Source organism: Alkalicoccus chagannorensis DSM 18086, from assembly GCF_000429725.1.
Taxonomy (GTDB): domain Bacteria; phylum Bacillota; class Bacilli; order Bacillales; family Salisediminibacteriaceae; genus Alkalicoccus; species Alkalicoccus chagannorensis.
In genome coordinates this window covers 1-19,045 of the sequence record NZ_AUCK01000036.1, presented here as the reverse complement: position 1 = coordinate 19,045, position 19,045 = coordinate 1, and the positions used below count along the sequence as shown (strand labels likewise).

General features: G+C 52.6%; 16 protein-coding genes, 2 rRNA genes, 1 other RNA gene and 1 other annotated feature. All 19 genes read left to right on the top strand.

Annotated elements, in window-relative coordinates:
- Window positions 1-187: 187 nt before the first annotated feature.
- A 5S ribosomal RNA gene (gene rrf, locus G477_RS0114475) occupies window positions 188-304 on the top strand.
- Between the two features lie 539 nt (window positions 305-843).
- The gene (guaB, locus tag G477_RS0114470; RefSeq protein WP_026698540.1) at window positions 844-2,298 is read left to right on the top strand and encodes an IMP dehydrogenase; all 1,455 of its coding nucleotides are present in this window, start codon (window positions 844-846) and stop codon (window positions 2,296-2,298) included.
- 115 nt (window positions 2,299-2,413) lie between these two features.
- Entirely contained in the window at window positions 2,414-3,820 is a 1,407-nt protein-coding gene (locus tag G477_RS0114465; protein ID WP_245575551.1) for a D-alanyl-D-alanine carboxypeptidase family protein, read from the top strand.
- Between the two features lie 164 nt (window positions 3,821-3,984).
- Window positions 3,985-4,872, top strand: coding sequence for a pyridoxal 5'-phosphate synthase lyase subunit PdxS (gene pdxS, locus G477_RS0114460; RefSeq protein WP_026698538.1), 888 nt, complete (start codon window positions 3,985-3,987; stop codon window positions 4,870-4,872).
- Window positions 4,873-4,902: 30 nt separating this feature from the next.
- A complete protein-coding gene (pdxT, locus tag G477_RS0114455; protein WP_026698537.1) occupies window positions 4,903-5,493 on the top strand; it encodes a pyridoxal 5'-phosphate synthase glutaminase subunit PdxT in 591 nt (196 codons plus the stop codon).
- A 1-nt stretch (window position 5,494) separates the two neighbouring features.
- Window positions 5,495-5,691 (top strand) — a binding site (T-box leader).
- A 106-nt stretch (window positions 5,692-5,797) separates the two neighbouring features.
- Window positions 5,798-7,081: a serine--tRNA ligase gene (gene serS, locus G477_RS0114450; protein WP_026698536.1), complete on the top strand. Its 1,284-nt coding sequence runs from the start codon at window positions 5,798-5,800 to the stop codon at window positions 7,079-7,081.
- A 774-nt stretch (window positions 7,082-7,855) separates the two neighbouring features.
- Window positions 7,856-8,863 (top strand): ABC transporter ATP-binding protein, encoded by a 1,008-nt coding sequence (locus tag G477_RS0114445; protein ID WP_026698535.1) that lies wholly within the window; start codon window positions 7,856-7,858, stop codon window positions 8,861-8,863.
- A 3-nt stretch (window positions 8,864-8,866) separates the two neighbouring features.
- Window positions 8,867-9,853 (top strand): ABC transporter ATP-binding protein, encoded by a 987-nt coding sequence (locus tag G477_RS0114440; protein WP_026698534.1) that lies wholly within the window; start codon window positions 8,867-8,869, stop codon window positions 9,851-9,853.
- Between the two features lie 64 nt (window positions 9,854-9,917).
- On the top strand, window positions 9,918-11,753 hold the full coding sequence (gene opp4A, locus G477_RS19760) for an oligopeptide ABC transporter substrate-binding protein (protein ID WP_051288058.1): 1,836 nt from the start codon (window positions 9,918-9,920) through the stop codon (window positions 11,751-11,753).
- Window positions 11,754-11,806: 53 nt separating this feature from the next.
- Window positions 11,807-12,772, top strand: a complete 966-nt coding sequence (gene opp4B / locus G477_RS0114430) for an oligopeptide ABC transporter permease (protein ID WP_026698533.1) — start codon at window positions 11,807-11,809, stop codon at window positions 12,770-12,772.
- 11 nt (window positions 12,773-12,783) lie between these two features.
- Entirely contained in the window at window positions 12,784-13,677 is an 894-nt protein-coding gene (opp4C, locus tag G477_RS0114425; RefSeq protein ID WP_026698532.1) for an oligopeptide ABC transporter permease, read from the top strand.
- 268 nt (window positions 13,678-13,945) lie between these two features.
- The gene (gene tadA / locus G477_RS19755; RefSeq protein WP_051288060.1) at window positions 13,946-14,485 is read left to right on the top strand and encodes a tRNA adenosine(34) deaminase TadA; all 540 of its coding nucleotides are present in this window, start codon (window positions 13,946-13,948) and stop codon (window positions 14,483-14,485) included.
- Window positions 14,475-14,567, top strand: coding sequence for a YycC family protein (locus tag G477_RS21725; protein WP_415783304.1), 93 nt, complete (start codon window positions 14,475-14,477; stop codon window positions 14,565-14,567). The genes tadA and G477_RS21725 overlap by 11 nt, the downstream gene beginning before the upstream one ends.
- 82 nt (window positions 14,568-14,649) lie before the next feature.
- Window positions 14,650-14,915, top strand: an RNA gene (gene ffs, locus G477_RS21000) — signal recognition particle sRNA large type.
- A 262-nt stretch (window positions 14,916-15,177) separates the two neighbouring features.
- Window positions 15,178-16,935, top strand: a complete 1,758-nt coding sequence (gene dnaX / locus G477_RS0114410; RefSeq protein WP_026698531.1) for a DNA polymerase III subunit gamma/tau — start codon at window positions 15,178-15,180, stop codon at window positions 16,933-16,935.
- Window positions 16,936-16,958: 23 nt separating this feature from the next.
- Entirely contained in the window at window positions 16,959-17,279 is a 321-nt protein-coding gene (locus G477_RS0114405) for a YbaB/EbfC family nucleoid-associated protein (protein WP_026698530.1), read from the top strand.
- Window positions 17,280-17,390: 111 nt separating this feature from the next.
- Window positions 17,391-17,987, top strand: coding sequence for a recombination mediator RecR (gene recR / locus G477_RS0114400; protein ID WP_026698529.1), 597 nt, complete (start codon window positions 17,391-17,393; stop codon window positions 17,985-17,987).
- Window positions 17,988-18,215: 228 nt separating this feature from the next.
- Entirely contained in the window at window positions 18,216-18,428 is a 213-nt protein-coding gene (locus tag G477_RS0114395; RefSeq protein ID WP_156897367.1) for a YaaL family protein, read from the top strand.
- 424 nt (window positions 18,429-18,852) lie between these two features.
- Window positions 18,853-19,045 (top strand): 16S ribosomal RNA (locus tag G477_RS0114390); the annotation flags it as partial.

Below are 19,045 nucleotides of genomic sequence, written 5' to 3'. Positions count from 1 at the left end.
GAAAGTGAGTAAGATCCCTCAGAGATGATGAGGTAGATAGGTCTCGTGTGGACGCGTGGCGACACGTGAAGCTGAGAGATACTAATCGATCGAGGACTTAACCAAGTGATTTTGGACGCGGAAGACTAAGACACCGATCATGCACGATTCGCAGCGCGTTATCCAGTTTTGAGCGGACAGCTCAAGATTCAGCAGCAACAGCGGAGAGGTCACACCCGTTCCCATGCCGAACACGGAAGTTAAGCTCTCCAGCGCCGATGATAGTTGGGGGCTCTCCCCCTGCGAAAGTAGGACGCTGCTGGATACCGAAGGCCGTTGGGCCGCCCGGAAGGGCGGTGCAGCGGTCTTTTTTTGTATCACCAAAAGACGCTCGGCGCTTTTGTGCTTAGCTCTGTTCAAGCTTGTTGTTGTTATTTGATGAAAGCAGCGACAGGCGGCGACGCTCAAGGGATAAGCGCAGTCCGAAAATCCTCCTTCGCCTCGCGAAGATTGTGGAGGACAAGCCCCCTGAGCAAGCGTCCGCCGACAGCGGATGGAATCAACAACGAACGATATCATAGCCTTCTGCTGAGAAAACAGAGCAGGGGCGGCGGGGAGGAAGTCGTTTGGCGCGCTTTGGTTCAGGATCAGCCGGAAGGATGCAAGGACTGGGTCTGTGCTCGTTTTCTGGAAATGTCCGCCTGCGGAAAGCAGTTGTCGAACCCCTTAAATTTCCTGTTATGGCGGGCTTTTGAGAATGTAATTGTTTGAATAGTGGAACTACGGTGGTTTTCTTGACACCGCTCTGTGCGATTGTTACTCTACTGATAATATTTTCAGCCAGCTGAAAGGGGAATGGAATCTATGTGGGAAGATAAATTTGCAAAAGAAGGGCTTACCTTCGACGATGTCCTGCTGCTGCCGGACGAATCCAATGTCCTGCCTCATCAAGTCTCTGTTGGTACTCAGCTGACGGAGAAACTTCACTTGTCTGTGCCGGTGATCAGTGCCGGGATGGATACCGTAACCGAAGCCGATATGGCGATCGCGATGGCCCGGGCAGGCGGACTCGGCATCATTCATAAGAACATGTCCATTGAAGAGCAGGCGGAGCAGATCGACCGGGTAAAACGGTCCGAGAGCGGCGTCATCACCAACCCATTTCATCTGACAGCCGATCATCAAGTGTTCGACGCGGAACACCTGATGGGCAAATACCGCATTTCCGGGGTGCCGATTGCAGACGATCAGGAACGTCTTGTCGGTATTATTACGAACCGGGATCTGCGGTTCATTGAAGACTATTCCATTCCTATTAAAGAGGTTATGACCAGCTCGAATCTTGTTACCGCACCGGTGGGAACGACGTTGAAGGAAGCGCAGGAAGTTCTTCAGAAGCACCGGATTGAAAAACTGCCGCTGACCGATGATGAAGGACGTTTAAAAGGTCTTATCACCATCAAGGACGTGGAGAAGGCCATTGAGTTCCCGAACTCTGCAAAAGATGCACAGGGCCGACTCGTGGTCGGTGGTGCTGTCGGAGTCGGCGGAGATGCCGATGCGCGTATCGGGGCCCTCGTTGAATCCGGGCTCGACGTGCTCGTGATCGACACCGCCCATGGTCATTCACGCGGGGTGGTGGAGAAGGTCCGCAGCGTGCGTAACAAGTATCCAGATCTTGATATAGTAGCCGGGAACGTAGCGACGGCAGAAGGCACCCGTGCTCTTATTGAAGCTGGGGCAAACATCATCAAAGTCGGTATCGGACCAGGCTCGATCTGCACGACCCGGGTGGTTGCCGGTATCGGGGTACCCCAGATCACAGCTGTGTATGATTGTGCTACGGAAGCACGAAAACACGGCATCGCCATCATTGCTGACGGCGGGATCAAGTACTCTGGTGAAATCACGAAGGCACTCGCTGCAGGCGGCAACGCCGTTATGCTCGGCAGCATGCTCGCAGGTGTCACCGAAAGTCCCGGAGAGCGCGAAATTTACCAGGGACGTCAGTTTAAAGTGTATCGGGGCATGGGCTCGATCTCGGCGATGGAGCAGGGGAGTAAAGACCGTTACTTCCAGGAGAATGAGAAAAAGCTTGTTCCGGAAGGCGTCGAAGGTCGCATTCCGCATAAAGGACCTCTCGGGGAGACACTCCATCAGCTCATCGGCGGACTTCGTGCCGGCATGGGCTACTGCGGTACAGCGAGCGTGCCGGAACTGCAGGAGCGCGGCCGCTTTGTCCGCATTACGAATGCCGGCCTGAAAGAAAGCCATACGCATGATGTGCAGATTACAAAGGAATCACCAAACTATTCTTAAGCCGATAGATAGGGGACTCCCCTATCTATTTTTTTGTATGCGGCTGTGGTAAAATGACCGCTGGAGCCCGCATTACCGTGCGGCTGACTGAGACCATTAAGGGGAGAATATACGCATGATGATCAAGAAGACAGCAGCAGCAGCTGCCGGGGCGGCGGCTGCTGGTACGATATTTGCCTATACACAGACGGCGGAGGCCACTTTTCAGCCTTCGGTCGATACGATTATGCTCGTGGACGCGGAGACAGGCCAGGTGCTTCTGGAAGAAAACGCGCAACAGCCGCTTCCGCCTGCAAGCATGACGAAGATGATGAGTGAGTATCTCATCCTGGAAGCGATCAACGACGGAGACATGAGCTGGGACGACGAGGTGAGCATCAGTGATTTTCACGCAGAGCTTTCCCACGACCAAGCGCTCTCCAACGTGATGCTGCGTACGGATGAGACTTATTCGGTAGAAGAATTATACGAATCCGTTGCCATCTACTCTGCCAATGCGGCCACGATGGCGCTCGCCGAGCACATGTCAGGTTCTGAGGGTGCTTTTGTCGAAACGATGAATGAACGCGGCGAGGAGATCGGCATGGGGGAAACGCTCCGAGAAGCTGGTGAGGCGATGGGCTCTGACAGCCTGGAAGAAACCGCCGCTGCCGGTGAAGGGGACTTTCAATTCGTGAACACGACCGGCCTGCCGAACCACCTGCTGAACGGCAGCCACCCCGATGGGACAGGAGAAGAAGAAGACAACTACATGACGGCAGAAGCCGCGGCCGTACTCGGCTTCCACCTGGTCAACGACTACCCTGAGGTGCTGGAGGCCGCAAGTATTCCAGAGATGACGTTCCGTGAAGGCACGGATGATGCGATCGACATGATGAACTGGAACTGGATGATTGAAGGAACGCAGAGCCCGGATCTCGACTATGAATATATCGATGGCCTGAAAACCGGACATACGGAGGCTGCCGGCTTTACCTTTACCGGAACGGCCGAGCGCGACGGACAGCGGTTCATCAGCGTCGTAATGGGCGCTGATTCGGAATCGCACCGTTTTCAAGAAACCGAGAGCGTCATGGAGTGGGGCTTTGACAACTTCTCCGAAGAAGAGATTTTTGCGGCCGGTCTGACACCAGAGGAGCAGGAAGAGATCGACGTCGTCAATGGGGAAGCGGAGAGCGTCGGCATTGAATCGACCGACAGCGTGTCTCACTTCGTGATGGAAGACGAAGAAGAAGCATTCTCCTACGATGTGCAGCTGGATGAAGAGATGCTGACAGACGATGGAGCACTTGATGCGCCGGTAGAAGCCGGTACCGTCATCGGCCAGATGCAGGTTTCCTTCGATGGGGAAAGGGACGTCCGCTATTTGAATGACGACATGGGCCGGGATCTGACCGTCGACCTTGTCACAACAGAAGATGTGGAGCGTTCCGGCTGGTTCACGCTCACGATGAACAACGTCGGTTCGTTCTTCTCCGGCCTCTGGTCCGGAGTGACAAGCACGGTCCGCGGCTGGTTCTAAGCAGGCTGCTTGAAGCGGAAAGGGCGCTGTGGTACGATTAACCACTAGGAAATACGTATCGATTCCCTGATTTACTTGAATAAAAACGAGCATAAACCCAGTGATTTCCGTTATAATATGAACGTATGCACGAGCGAAGACAGCAGAGGAGAAAGGGGATTATCATGGAAAAAAGAACAGGCACAGACCGCGTGAAGCGGGGAATGGCAGAAATGCAGAAGGGCGGCGTCATCATGGACGTCATCAACGCCGAACAGGCGAAAATTGCAGAAGAGGCAGGCGCCGTCGCCGTTATGGCATTAGAGCGCGTTCCTTCTGATATCCGCGCAGCGGGCGGCGTAGCCCGGATGGCGGACCCGACGATTGTCGAAGAAGTACGGGATGCTGTCTCTATTCCTGTCATGGCCAAAGCACGGATCGGCCATATCGTGGAAGCGCGTCTGCTTGAATCCCTTGGTGTGGATTATATCGACGAAAGTGAAGTCCTCACTCCTGCAGATGAAGTGTTTCATCTGCATAAAAGCGACTACACCGTTCCATTCGTATGTGGAGCGAAAGATCTCGGTGAAGCCACCCGTCGCATCGGCGAAGGTGCTTCCATGCTCCGTACAAAGGGCGAGCCGGGAACAGGCAACATTGTGGAGGCGGTCCGCCATCAGCGGCTGATCCAGGGTCAGGTGCGTAAAGTGCTCGGCATGTCCGACGATGAGCTGATGACAGAAGCGAAAAACCTGGGAGCGCCGTATCACGTCCTCCAGGATATCCGTGAAAACGGTCGTCTGCCGGTCGTCAACTTTGCTGCGGGCGGTATCGCAACGCCTGCCGATGCTGCCCTGATGATGCACCTCGGTTCCGACGGTGTCTTTGTCGGATCCGGTATCTTCAAGTCCGACAATCCACAGAAGTTCGGCCGTGCGATTGTCGAAGCAACAACCCATTACGACGACTTCAAGCTCATTGCGGAGCTCTCCAAAGATCTCGGCACGGCTATGAAGGGAATTGAAATTTCAACGCTGGAGCCTGCGGACCGCATGCAGGACCGCGGCTGGTAACACGGGAAAGGGAAAGAAAGAGGTGGTTCGATGATCAATATCGGCGTACTAGCACTTCAAGGAGCTGTCCGGGAGCATGTCCGCGGACTGGAAGCCCCGGATGTCGAAATAACAGTGGTTAAAAAGGTCGAGCAGCTGGAACAGCTGGACGGACTTGTTTTTCCAGGCGGGGAGAGTACGACGATGCGCCGGCTCATCAACCGCTACGGATTTTATGAGCCGCTCCAGGCGTTTGCTGCAGCAGGGAAGCCGATCTTCGGCACCTGCGCCGGGGCCATTCTCATGGCACAGGAAATTGCCGGACAGGCAGAACCGCACCTCTCCGTCATGGACATGACGGTGGAGCGGAATGCTTTCGGCCGCCAGCGGGAAAGCTTTGAAGCCCTGCTGTCCATGAAGCATGTGGCAGAGGATGTCGAAGCTGTTTTCATCCGAGCGCCGATTATTCGTTCAGTCGGACCGGACGTCGACGTACTCGCCGAATATGACGGCGATATCGTCGCTGCACAGCAGGGGTCGTTCCTGGCGTGCTCCTTCCATCCGGAATTGACAGATGATGCCCGCATGCATCAGTATTTCGTCCAGATGGTACGCGAATCGCTGGCAGAGCCGGCTGTATAAACACGATGCATTGAAAGGAAGCAGTAGCAGTATTTCTTTCCTCAGAGAGCCGGTGGCCGCTGCGAACCGGTGTTGGAAAACTGCGAATCCATCCTGGAGCAGGAAAGGCAGAACCTTTCCCGGCACCTGCCGTTATCAGGTGAGGTGGAGACCGAGGTCTCAACCAGGGTGGCAACGCGGTATGCAACCGTCCCTGACTGCTTGATGAAGCAGCGGGGGCGGTTTTTTTGTCTGATAAGAAGGCATAGAAGGAAGACGGCGCCTGGCGCTTTGGATACTATTTTTACAAGGAGGAGATGTCACGATGCTTGATATGAAACTACTACGATCGGATTTAGAGGGAGTCAAAGAAAAACTGGGACGGCGCAGCGAGGATATCAGCGCGCTCGATCAGTTTGCGGAAAAGGACGAACGCCGCCGGGAACTGATTCAGCAGACGGAGGAATTAAAGAGTCGTCGCAACACGGTCTCTCAGGAAATTTCGCAGATGAAAAAAGAGAAGAAGAACGCGGATGATATCATAGCGGAGATGAAGAAGGTCTCTGCAGAGATCAAACAGCTGGATGAAGAGCTGCGGACCGTGGAGGAGGAACTGGAGCACCTGCTGTTGACCATCCCGAATATTCCGCAGGACGACGTGCCGGTCGGAGAGACTGAGGACGACAACGAGGAAATCCGCAGCTGGGGGCAGAAACCGGCGTTTGCTTTTGAACAGAAGCCGCACTGGGATCTCGTCCGGGAGCTGGATATTGCGGATTTTGACCGCGCTTCGAAAGTGACCGGCAGCCGCTTCGTTTTCTACAAAGGGCTTGGCGCCCGCCTGGAGCGTGCGCTTATCAATTACATGATGGATACACACGAAGAAGAGCACGGATACGAAGAAATCCTCCCGCCCTACATGGTCAACCGCGACAGCATGACCGGCACGGGGCAGCTGCCGAAATTTGAAGAAGATGCATTTCAGATTCAGGAAGAGGACTACTTCCTCATCCCGACGGCAGAGGTGCCGGTGACAAACATGCACCGCGATGAAATCCTGCATGTCGAGGAACTTCCGAAAGCATACACGGCGTTCAGTGCCTGCTTCCGTTCGGAGGCAGGTTCAGCGGGAAGGGATACGCGCGGACTGATCCGTCAGCACCAGTTCAACAAAGTGGAGCTCGTGCGCTTTGTCCGGCCGGAAGAATCGAATAAAGAGCTGGAATTGTTAACCGGTCATGCCGAAAAGATACTGCAGGACCTGGGACTTCCTTACCGAGTCATGAAGATGTGTACCGGGGATCTTGGCTTCACAGCGGCGAAAAAATACGATCTGGAAGTATGGCTTCCCAGCTATGAGGCGTACAAAGAGATTTCGTCATGCAGTAACTTTGAATCATTTCAGGCAAGAAGAGCCGATATCCGCTTCAAACGGGACACCAAATCAAAGACGGAATTCGTTCATACGCTGAACGGATCCGGTCTGGCTGTCGGCAGAACGGTCGCAGCGATCATTGAAAACTATCAGCAGGAAGACGGCACTATCGAGATTCCGGAAGTCCTTCGGCCGTATATGCGCGGACGCACACACATCAAGCCAAAGCAGTGATACAGCAGGGTGGGAGATTATCTCCCACCCCTTTCTTCTTATATATATAAGCATGTGCTGCCGTAATAGGCAGGTATCAAAAATAATGAATTGTTGTGGTATTACCTGGTATTACACTACCCGAAATAAAATGCGAGCAGCATCACAAGACAGAAAGACGGCCACATTAAGCATATACATGTATTTTTATTCATTTCTGCTGTTTTTGATCCTGTTGGAACAGCTGCAGCCGGTGAGATTATCAGCGTAGAAAAAGGCGGTCTCTTTGGCACTTTGCAGGAGTATAGTAGAGGATCACGGAAAGGTGAAAGATAAAATTCTTTGTAAGAAAATTTATGAAAACGCTATACATTTATGCATGTTGTTGTTTATAATACGAGGTGGCCTTATCTAAGCACGGAAGGTAAGTTGTTTATTCCCTGTTTTTTCAAGTGCCAACCTAAGTGAGCGCTCATTCAATATCGTTAGACGCCCGAAAAAAGAGGGCCTATCGTTGGATTTCGAAATAGTATTCCCTGTGATAAACTAAGTGAAACCTATTTTGGAATAATGAAAAAATTCTCCCTTCTTTTTTTAGAATGAAAAGTCAGAATTGAAGGTAAACAGCATCCGTAGGATGACCCGTGCTGCTTCCACTCTTTTAAACTTTTCGACATATTTACATAGTTCTATATCTACCAGGCATGCGTCTATGCAGCATCGTTCAGTCAGCAGGGAAAACGAGAACATCTTTCCCTATTGCTATTTTTAGAAAACGTTGAGAGGTTGATCGTCATGAGCAGTCAAGAAGCACTTCTGGAAGTACAAAACCTGCATACCGGTTTTACGATTGATGGAGAGATGCATCATGCCGTGAAAGATGTCTCTTTCGACGTCGCTCCGGGGGAAGTTGTTTGTATCGTCGGAGAATCCGGCTGCGGCAAGAGTGTGATGTCGCTGTCGATCATGGATCTTCTCCCGAGACACAACGGGAAAATTGACAAAGGGCAGATTCTGTTTAAAGGAAGGGATCTCGCTTCGTTGACGGAAGACGAGATGAACAACATCCGCGGCAAGGACATCAGCATGATCTTCCAGGAGCCGATGACGGCACTGAATCCAGTGCTGACGATCGGCACGCAGATGGATGAAGTGCTCATCAATCATACAAACAACTCGAAAGAGGAAATCCGCCGGAAAAGCATTTCGCTTTTGAAACAAGTGGGGATTTCCCGTTCTGATCAGATCGTCAATGAGTATCCGCATCAGCTGTCCGGGGGCATGCGGCAGCGGGTCATGATTGCGATGGCGATTGCCTGCCAGCCACAGCTGCTCATTGCAGATGAACCGACGACCGCCCTCGATGTAACGGTTCAGGCACAGATCCTGGAACTGATTACCAAAATCCAGGAAGAAGTGGGCATGGCGATGATGCTGATCACTCACGACCTCGGCGTTGTCGCCGAGATGGCGGACCGCGTCGTCGTCATGTACGCCGGCCAGGTCGTTGAAGATACGGATGTGGACCGGTTGTTCTACGAGCCGAAGCATCCGTACACGAAAGCACTGCTCGATTCGATTCCACGCATGGAAGAGACGAGAGAAGAGCTGAACACGATCAAAGGGATTGTCCCTTCGTTGAAGAATATGCCACAGCGCGGCTGCCGCTTTGTCGACCGCTGCCCGGCTGCGATGCCGGAGTGCAGCGAAGTAGATCCGCAGCTTGGCGAGGTGGAAAAAGGCCACGCAGTACGCTGCATCCTGTATGACACAAGCCATCCCGAAAAGCGGGCGGAGGTGTAGACCATGACAAACGAGACCCAGACATCAGAATACCTGCTTCAGGTAGAAGAATTAAAAAAATACTATCCGGTCCGCGGGGGCTTTCTCCGCAGGAAGGTCGGAGACGTGAAGGCCGTCGACAACATTTCCCTCGAACTCAAGCGTGGAGAAACGTTCGGCCTCGTAGGAGAGTCCGGGTGCGGCAAGTCCACCGCCGGCCGGACGATCACGCGTCTGTTCAAGCCGACCGAAGGCACGATCAAGTTCGAAGGGCGGGATATTACTCGGCTGCGGGGCTCTGAGCTGCGCGACCTGCGCAGTGATATTCAGATGGTCTTCCAGGATCCGTATGCCTCCCTCAATCCGAAAATGATGGTCGGAAGCATCGTCTCGGAGCCGCTCGTCAACTACGGCCACGGCAGCGAAACGAAACTGAAGGATCAAGTGATGGAACTGCTCAGCCGAGTCGGCCTGCCGCAGGATGCCTACTACAAATATCCGCACGAATTTTCCGGCGGTCAGCGGCAGCGCATCGGCATTGCGCGGGCGCTTGCCCTGAAGCCGAAATTGATCGTAGCTGATGAGCCGGTGTCTGCGCTGGACGTCTCCGTACAGTCCCAGGTGCTGAACCTGCTCAAAGAACTGCAGGAAGAGTTCAATCTGACGCTTCTCTTTATTGCCCACGATTTGAGTGTCGTCAAACACATGAGCGACCGGATCGGTGTCATGTATCTCGGGAACCTGGTTGAAGTAGCCGATGCCGATGATATTTATCACGATCCGAAACACCCATACACGCAGGCCCTGATTTCTGCGATTCCGAGACCGGACCCACGCAACAAAAGTGACCGGGTCATCCTCTCCGGGGATGTTCCGAGTCCGCAGAACCCACCGGTTGGATGTCCATTCCATCCACGCTGTCCGAAGGCGATGCCGGAATGCAGTGAGAAAAAACCGCAGCTGAAGGAGGTGAACACAGAGCACCGCGTCTCTTGTCTGCTTTATGAATAAAAGCAGCACTGTTCAGCTGAACGTATCGTAACGCATTTTAATTATCTTTAAGGGGGAAATAAGCATGAAACGCTCTCAGTATCTATTAGGCGCATCGCTGATTTCGGCAACAATGATCGCAGCAGCGTGCGGAAACGACGGCGAGGGGAACAATAATAATAACGCAGACCCGGCCAACGACAACAACAACGTCAATGACGCGGCGGATAACGACGACGACAATGCCGGCGATGACAACAATGCCGACGATAACAACGATGACAACAACGACGATAACGACATGGCAGACGGTGATGCACCGCAGGGTGGATCCGTTACATACGGGTATACTTCTCCATTCGCCGGAGTTCTTGACTGGTCTTTTTATGAAGGTGTAGACGACAGCCTCGCCCTTCAGATTTTCAACGGTGATGGCCTATACAGCAACCATTCCTATACAGACTTCGAAACAGAACCGAACCTGGCTCACAATTGGGAATGGTCAGATGACAACCTGACGGTCACGTTTGAGCTGGAAGAAGGCGTTATGTGGCACAACGGTGAGGAATTGACCGCAGAAGACTTCGAATTCGCCTACGAAGTCATTGCTGATCCTGACTATCAGGGCATGCGCGGTGTGAACGTTGATCGAATCGAAGGCTACGATGAGTACCGTGCCGGCGATGCCGACTCCATCGAAGGTGTAGAGATTGAAGATGATTATACGTTCTCCGTGACGTTCCAGGATGCTTACGCTAATAACCTCGAGCAGCTTTGGGGCTACCCAATGCCAAAAGAGCATCTCGAACATCTTGAGGTAGCGGAGATGGAAGATTCTTCTGAAATTCGTGAAGAGCCGGTAGGACTTGGAGCGTTTGAAGTTACAAGCGTGACACCTGGTGAAGTCGTCGAATTTGAAGCTTTCGAGGACTACTGGAAGGGTGCGCCGAATCTCGATGAAGTAGAATACCGCATCATCGATGGTTCTCAGGCTGGAGAGTTCCTTGCGCAAGGCGAGGTGGACATTATCGAACTCGAGCCGACTCAGGCAGGACCACTCGAAGATAATGAAGACGTAACGCTTGAAGAAATCGAAGCTCTTTCCTTCAGCTACCTTGGCTTTAAACTCGGGGAGTGGGACGGCGAAGAGAATGTCATGAACAATCCAAAGTTTGAATCGCAGGAGCTGCGTCATGCGATTGCCCACGCGATCGACCGCGAAGGCATCATTGAAGAGTTCAACGAAGGCTACGGTCAGGTTGTTAACGCACCGGAATCCAGCATCCGTTGGTCCTACCCGGATGAATCAGACCTGAACCAGTATGAGTACGACCTTGAACGTTCCCAGGAACTGCTGGAAGAAGCCGGCTATGAGGATGTCACTGGTGATGGATTCGTCGAAGATCCGGACGGCGAAGAGTTCACGATCAACATTGCAGCGATGGATTCTCCTGCTGATATTGCAGAGCCGCGTGCGCAGTACATCATTCAGACGATGCAGGAAGCAGGGCTGAACGCACAGCTGATGGACGGCCAGCTTTATGACTTTAACCTGTTCTATGACTTGGTTGAAGAAGACGATCCGGACATCGATATGTTTATGGGTGCATGGGGACTTGCAACAGCAGATCCGGACCCATCCGGTCTGTGGCGCTCGGATTCTCCATCCAACTACCCTCGTTGGGTAAGCGAAGAGTCGGATGAGCTGATTGCTGAAGGTATCAGTGAAGAAGCGCTTGATCAAGATTATCGCCAGGAAGTTTATCAAGAATGGCATCAGCTTGTAAACGAAGAGCTGCCAATGATTCCACTGAACTCTCCTGAGAACATTTACGGTATCAATAACGATGTCGGCGGAGTAGAAGTGAACGTACGTGATGCTATCACGAATCCAGAAGACTGGTACACCGAAGAAGACTAATCACGTCCCTGAGATAAACAGGACCTTTTATGACGTAGCAAGGAGAAATGACCATGCTGATTTATACCCTGAGAAGAATCCTTATCATGATTCCGATCCTTTTCATGGTCTCCATTGTGGTATTCGCCCTGGCATTAGCTATGCCAGGGGATGCCCTCTCCGGCCAAATTGATCCGGCGAACACAAGTCCGGAATACATTGAAGAGATGAGAGAAGAGCTTGGATTGAATGATCCAATCCATATTCAATATGCGCGGTGGGCAACCGACCTTCTTCAATGGGATTTCGGTCGTTCGTATACCCATCAGATGGATGTTACTTCACTGATTGGGGCCAGACTGCCAAATACGATACTGCTCTCAGTAATGTCGTTGATTATTACGTATGTACTGGCTTTCTTTATGGGTCGCTATGCCGGAAGAAATCCGTATACTAAGGGAGACTACACGATTCAAGGTGTCAACTACCTGATGCTGGCTATCCCAAGCTTTGTTGCTGCGCTGTTCGCGATTTTTATCTTTTCTTTTCAATTGGGACTGTTTCCTGCAACAGGAAGCGGAGTTTCCGGAAACGAACCAGGGACGATCGCCTACTGGTTGAGCAGACTGCATCATACGTTCCTGCCTGCCCTCGTGCTGGGCATGCTTGTAACAGCGAGTTATACCCAATTTCTGCGAAACGACATTATTGAAAGTTCACAGAAAGATTATGTTCGTACAGCGAGAGCGAAAGGAACAAAAGAGAACGATATATACAATAAACATATTCTTCGTAACTCGATTATTCCAATCGTGACTCTTTTCGGCTTTGATATTGCCAGTATCATCGGCGGCGCTGTCATTATCGAAACAATATTTACTTATCAAGGAATCGGGGAACTGCTGATTTCCTCTATTAACAACAGAGACTCTGCAGTCACGATGGCGGTCTTTCTCATGCTGGCTGTCGCTACGTTAATAGGGAACCTGCTCGCAGACCTGCTCTATGGCGTGATTGATCCTCGAATCCGTGTAGAATAGGGGGAACTGTGATGGAAGCAGCTCAAGAAGCAAAACTCGAAAAACAAGCCAAAAAACAGTCTCCCTGGTCTATTGCTAGAAGGAAGCTCTGGCACAATAAGCTTGCAATGATCAGCCTCGTGTTTCTGATCGTTATTACAGCTATGTCTTTCATGGCACCTTGGATTACTGGATACGATCCAAACCGGGTCGAGATTATGAGTCGAAATCTCCAGCCTGGAGATGGATATCTATTAGGGACAGATGCTTCCGGACGGGATATCTGGACGCTGCTCATGTACGGCGGACGGACCTCCCTTTTGATCGGGTTTATCTGTATGTTTGCGGTTATTACAATTGCTACGGTTATCGGCTCGGTTGCCGGCTATTTCGGCGGCTGGGTAGATGCAGTATTGATGCGCTTTACGGATTTCGTCATGAACTTTCCGTTTCTCGTTTTCGTCATCGTCCTTGCTTCCATTTTCCGTGAAGCCGGGATTATCGCTCTTATTCTTGTATTAAGTGCCTTGTCCTGGACCGGAGCAGCTCGAGTTGTCCGCAGTAAGGTCATGTCGGAGAAGGAAAACGAGTACGTCATGGCTGCGACGTCTATCGGCGGTACGCCGTTTAAAGTCATTCGCAAACATATCCTTCCGAACGTCATGACGACGATCATCGTGCAGGCGACCCTGCTTCTCGCTGTCATGATTGTTGCTGAGACGGCTTTAAGCTTCATCGGTTTTGGGGTTCCATCCGGTACCCCGAGCTGGGGGAACATGATGACAGAAGCGCGCGATCCGAACGTCATCCGTACCCAGTGGTGGGTCTGGATGCCGCCGGCACTGGCGATTACGTTTACGATCCTTTCCATTAACTTTATCGGCGAAGGTATCAAAGACGCATTTAATCCAAAATCCGCACGTTAATAGAAAGAAGGCTGTCTCCCTGGGAAGAAGGCAGCCTTCTTTTCTTTTTGACCTGATAGGAATGTGTAAGTTTCCATATAGGGGGACGGCGGCTTTGTGCGCTGCGCGGAAAGAAACAGAACCTTTTTTTCCCTTGAAAAGCCTGCAGCGATTCCGCACGCCGTTCCGGCCAAAAGACGCTTCGCGCTTTTGGTCTTAAACTTCTTGCCTCTGCCTTCTGCGGCACGCTATGATAAAGGGAGAAGCAGGAAGAGGGGAGTTCGTGCAGATGGATCGGGACGAACAGTGGATGAAAGAAGCGTTGAAAGAAGCAGCTCTTGCGGAAGAAGCCGGGGAAGTGCCGATCGGCGCCGTCATTGTACGCGACGATGCCGTTATCGGCCGGGGCCGCAACCGAAGAGAAACGCTGCAGCAGGCAGACGCGCATGCCGAAATGGCTGCTGTTCGAGAGGCCTGCACGAGTATCGGAAGCTGGCGGCTGGAAGGATGTACGCTTTACGTCACGCTGGAACCGTGTCCGATGTGTGCAGGAGCCGTCATTCAGTCGCGCATCGAACGCGTGGTTTTCGGGGCGTGGGATCCGAAAGGCGGCTGCTGTGGATCGATCGTCAACCTATTGGAAGAGGACCGGTTCAATCACCGGGCGGATAGCAGAGGCGGGGTACTGGAAGAAGAGACTGGTGGTGTGCTCACCGATTTTTTCCGCAGCTTACGACAAAAACGGAAGGAGGAGAAGCGACGTGAAACCGAATCAGTTTTCACTCGAAACGGCCCAGATGATGTCGGAGAAACTGAACATGCCGATTGAGCATGTCATGCATACGCCGCCTCACATTCTGATGGCCAAACTGCAGCAGGCAGAGGCGGAGAATCAGGACGAGGAAGAGTAAGAATCGAGGATTGCAATTTAACAGGACAAGCGTTATACTAGAATCTGCGCTGAAAAAGCGCCTGAATATGTTATCCGATTTGTCGTGCTAAGCGGGGAATTAGCGGTGCCCTGAACTCGCAATCCGCTACAGCGAGGCTGAATTCCTCTTTGAGGCTGCGTACCCTCATGGTCTGCCCTGAGTAAGTGGTGTTGACATTTGGGTTCCACGCAATGAAACCTCGTGAACCCTGTCAGGTCCGGAAGGAAGCAGCAGTAAGCGAGTCCTTTCGTGTGCCGTGGAGCTGCCTGAATCGAGCAAACTGCTCAGGTAACGCTTGAGGGTCCGCGGTCAAGAAGAGGTGCACGGCATTAATTATAATTATCCAGACTGTCCCATCTCCGGGGCAGTCTTTTTCTTACTGGCGATGTAGACGTTCTCCTGCATGGAGCGGTCTGAGTGTCCACTGCTCGGGAACCCGGAGCAGGCAGCGTTTCTTTAAGGCCCGGCGGCATGCCGTTCGGACCTAGAAAGCACAGCTGTCTTAAAAAACGGAGCCGAAGTGAGAATGATTTTGAATTCACTTCCACCAACCGGTATAATAAAGAGAGGGAAAAGGAGATGACAGCTGATGAGTTATCAAGCGCTCTACCGCGTCTGGCGTCCGCGTCAGCTGCGGGATGTCGCAGGACAAGAACATATTACCAGAACGCTGAAAAATGCGCTCGCTCAGCAGAAACTGTCGCATGCTTATTTGTTCACCGGGCCGCGTGGCACAGGGAAGACCAGCGCGGCTAAAATTGTGGCGAAAGCCGTCAACTGCCGGGAAGCACCGGCATCGGAGCCGTGCAACGAGTGTGATATCTGCCTCGGTATTCAGGACGGCAGCATCGTCGATGTCATGGAGATCGACGCAGCGAGTAACAACGGCGTGGATGAAATCCGGGACATCCGGGATAAAGTCCGCTTTGCGCCGAGTACGGCTTCCTATAAAGTCTACATTATTGATGAAGTACACATGCTCACAACCGGCGCCTTCAATGCTCTTTTGAAGACATTGGAGGAGCCGCCGCCGCATGTCCTGTTTATTCTTGCGACAACAGAGCCGCACAAGATTCCGCTGACGATCATCTCCAGGTGCCAGCGGTTCGATTTCAAACGGATCACCGCCCACGCCATGCTGGACCGGATGCGTGAAATTGTCGGAGAAATGGAGCTGCAGGTTGAGGAAGATGCCCTCTCCCTCATCGCCCGTGCCTCGGAAGGCGGGATGCGCGATGCCTTAAGCCTGCTCGACCAGGCGGTATCTTTCGCTGAGGAGAAGGTGACGACCGAAGACATTCTGGCTGTCATCGGTTCGGCCTCCCGGGATCACCTCTACGATATCGTCGAAGCAGTCCGGGACGGCAGCGTCGGAACAGGCCTGGAGAAAATTGATATTCTCATGGAAGAAGGAAAGGATCCGAACCGGCTGCTCGAAGACCTGCTGTTTTTCTTCCGGGACGCCCTCATGATCAAAGCCGCGCCGCAGCTGGAAGAATCCCAGGACCGGGTGCGGGCGGATGATCGTTTCCAGACGATCACCGAGCAGCTCGAGCAGGTATGGATCTTTGCGATGATCGAACGGCTGAATCATTTTCAGCAGGAGATGAAATGGGCCAGTCATCCGCAGGTGTTCCTGGAGATGTTCATCGTCCAGGCATCGCAGCAGCCAGCGGGTCTGCCGGCCTCAGAGCCGGCGCAGGCACCGGCAAGCTCGACTGTGGAAGCACTGGAGCAGAAAATCACGGCGCTGGAGCGGAGCCTGAAGCGGATGCAGCAGGAAGGGGTTCCAGCCGCCGGCGGTGCTTCTGCCCAGACCAGCGAAGCGCCGGCGAGGCAGCGGAAACGTTCGAAGCCGGCAGCAGCTTCCGCCGGGAAAGGCGGCGACAGCAGGCACGTAGCAGCGATGCTGAACGAAGCAGAAAAGGCGGAACTCCAGCAGCTTCAGTCCAGCTGGGGCGGCGTACTGGAGCAGGTGAAGCAGCAGAGCGTCCCGGCTTCGGCCTGGCTCAACGACTGTCAGCCAAAAGCAGCCTCGGCCGATAAGTTCGTCCTCGTATTTAAAAACGAACTTCACCGCGGAATGGTAGAGGAAAAGTTCCGGGACATGGTAGAATCAACCGTAGGCCAGCAGCTCGGCAATATGAAGACGCTGCTGACACTGGTGGAAGAAGACTGGGAAGCTGTAAAGCAGGCATTTGTAGACAGGCAGCGTAAAGGCGGCGTGGAAAACGCCTCCGAAGAAGCTGTCGGAGAAGCCCCGCCCGCAGAAGAAGAACCGGGCAACCCGCTGGTCGATGAAGCAGTGCGCATGGTCGGAGAAGATTTGATCGAAGTGAAAGACTAATCATACGATAATGAGAAGAGAGGATGAGGAAGATGAAGAACATGGGTAACATGATGAAGCAGATGCAGAAGATGCAGAAGGACATGGCGAAAGAGCAGGAGCAGCTGAAAGAAGAGACGATTGAAGCGACAGCGGGAGGCGGCATGGTAAAAGTCATCGCCAGCGGAGAGAAGCGCATCCTCGATATCCAGGTCAACGACGAAGCGGTGGACCCGGACGACGTAGAGATGCTGGAAGATCTCATACTCGCTGCCGTGAATGAAGCGCTCACGAAGGTGGATGAACTCGTCGAAGAACGCATGGGCAAATACACCAAAGGCATGAACATCCCAGGCATGATGTAATCTGCCGCAGGAAAAAAGCACCGGCTGCCCTGCAGAACAGCTGTTTTCCGGCTACGCCGGAAGAGGCTGCTGTTTCTGCCGGGCAGCTTCTTTGTTGAATGGAGGAAAATTATGCAGTATCCGCAGCCGATTTCCAAGCTGATGGACGGGTTCATGCGTCTCCCCGGTATCGGACCGAAGACAGCAGCCCGCCTCGCTTTTCACGTACTGGATATGAAAGAAGATGACGTCCTGGATTTTGCAAAAGCACTTGTCGCGGTAAAAAGAGAACTGACCTACTGCACGGTCTGTCATCATATAACGGACACCGATCCCTGCCGGATCTGTGAGGACCAGTCGCGGGATCGTTCCGTCATTTGTGTGGTACAGGAATCCAAAGATGTCATCGCCATGGAGAAGATGCAGGAGTACAAAGGCCTTTACCACGTACTGCACGGAGCCATCTCCCCTGTCGATGGCATCGGACCGGAGGATATTTATCTGCCCGATCTGATCAAGCGGCTGCAGGATGATCAAGTGCAGGAGCTGATCGTAGCGACCAATCCGAATATAGAAGGCGAAGCCACGGCGATGTATCTGTCCCGCCTCGTGAAACCGACCGGCATGCGCATTACGCGCCTGGCACACGGTCTCCCCGTCGGCGGTGATTTGGAGTATGCGGATGAAGTAACCTTGTCAAAGGCGATTGAAGGAAGAAGGGAGCTGTAGGGCTCTCTTTTCTCTTTGCTGCAAAAAAATGCTTCCTTCCCGTTTTAAAAGCACAGCTGTGGCACGGTGTTTCCGGTGATGCCGGCGGGGGAATAGACAGATATTCATAGGAAGAAGACGGAGGCACTGCCTCCCGGGAAGCACGTGTTCTTTCCTATAACAGCCGGAAGCGACATCGAACTCCGTTTTGACGAAAAAGGCAGAAAATGCAGAGAAGGAGAGACGTTCATGCGAGGAAAAAAAAGAAAGCTGCGCCGTGAAACCGACCGGCGCCTGATTGAACAGATGGAGCGGATCAAGCAGAAGGCGGATCAGCATGAGCGGTATCTCGCTCAGTCTGTGGATGCCAATATCGATTTGATCGGCAGGACGAGAATGGAGCGGGCAAAATTCTGGATGCTGCTGAAAGAAGCGCGTCACCGAGGTACGACATTTTATTAATATAGTAAAGCAAAGGACCCGTGCGTGCCATAATCAAGCCTGCAACATACACAGTTTCATGAAAAAGAATGCTGGCATGGCGGGGATCCTGCTGTTTTCATTAAAAAGATGAGGAAATGTTATTGACCGCTGCAAACACAGGTGATATATTATTACTTGCCGCTCAAAAGAGACCGGCGCCATCACGCCCTTCCGAAAGAAAAATCATGAAAGTGTTTGACACCCGGGAGTTATCGTGATATATTAATTAAGTAGCCGAAAGCCGGCTGCAGCAAAACAGCTCTTTGAAAACTAGACAAAAGATGATGAGAAGGAACAAGAGAATGAATCATTCTCTGTCAATTTTTACAGGAATCTTTAGCCAGATTCCGTCTTGAAAGACCGGTTATCATGCCGGTGCTGGAAGATCAACGATCTTCACATTTTAGTGGAGAGTTTGATCCTGGCTCAGGACGAACGCTGGCGGCGTGCCTAATACATGCAAGTCGTGCGCAGGAAGCAGGCGGAACTCTTCGGAGGGAAGCCTGTGGAATGAGCGGCGGACGGGTGAGTAACACGTGGGCAACCTGCCTTCCAGATCGGAATAACCCCGGGAAACCGGGGCTAATGCCGGATAA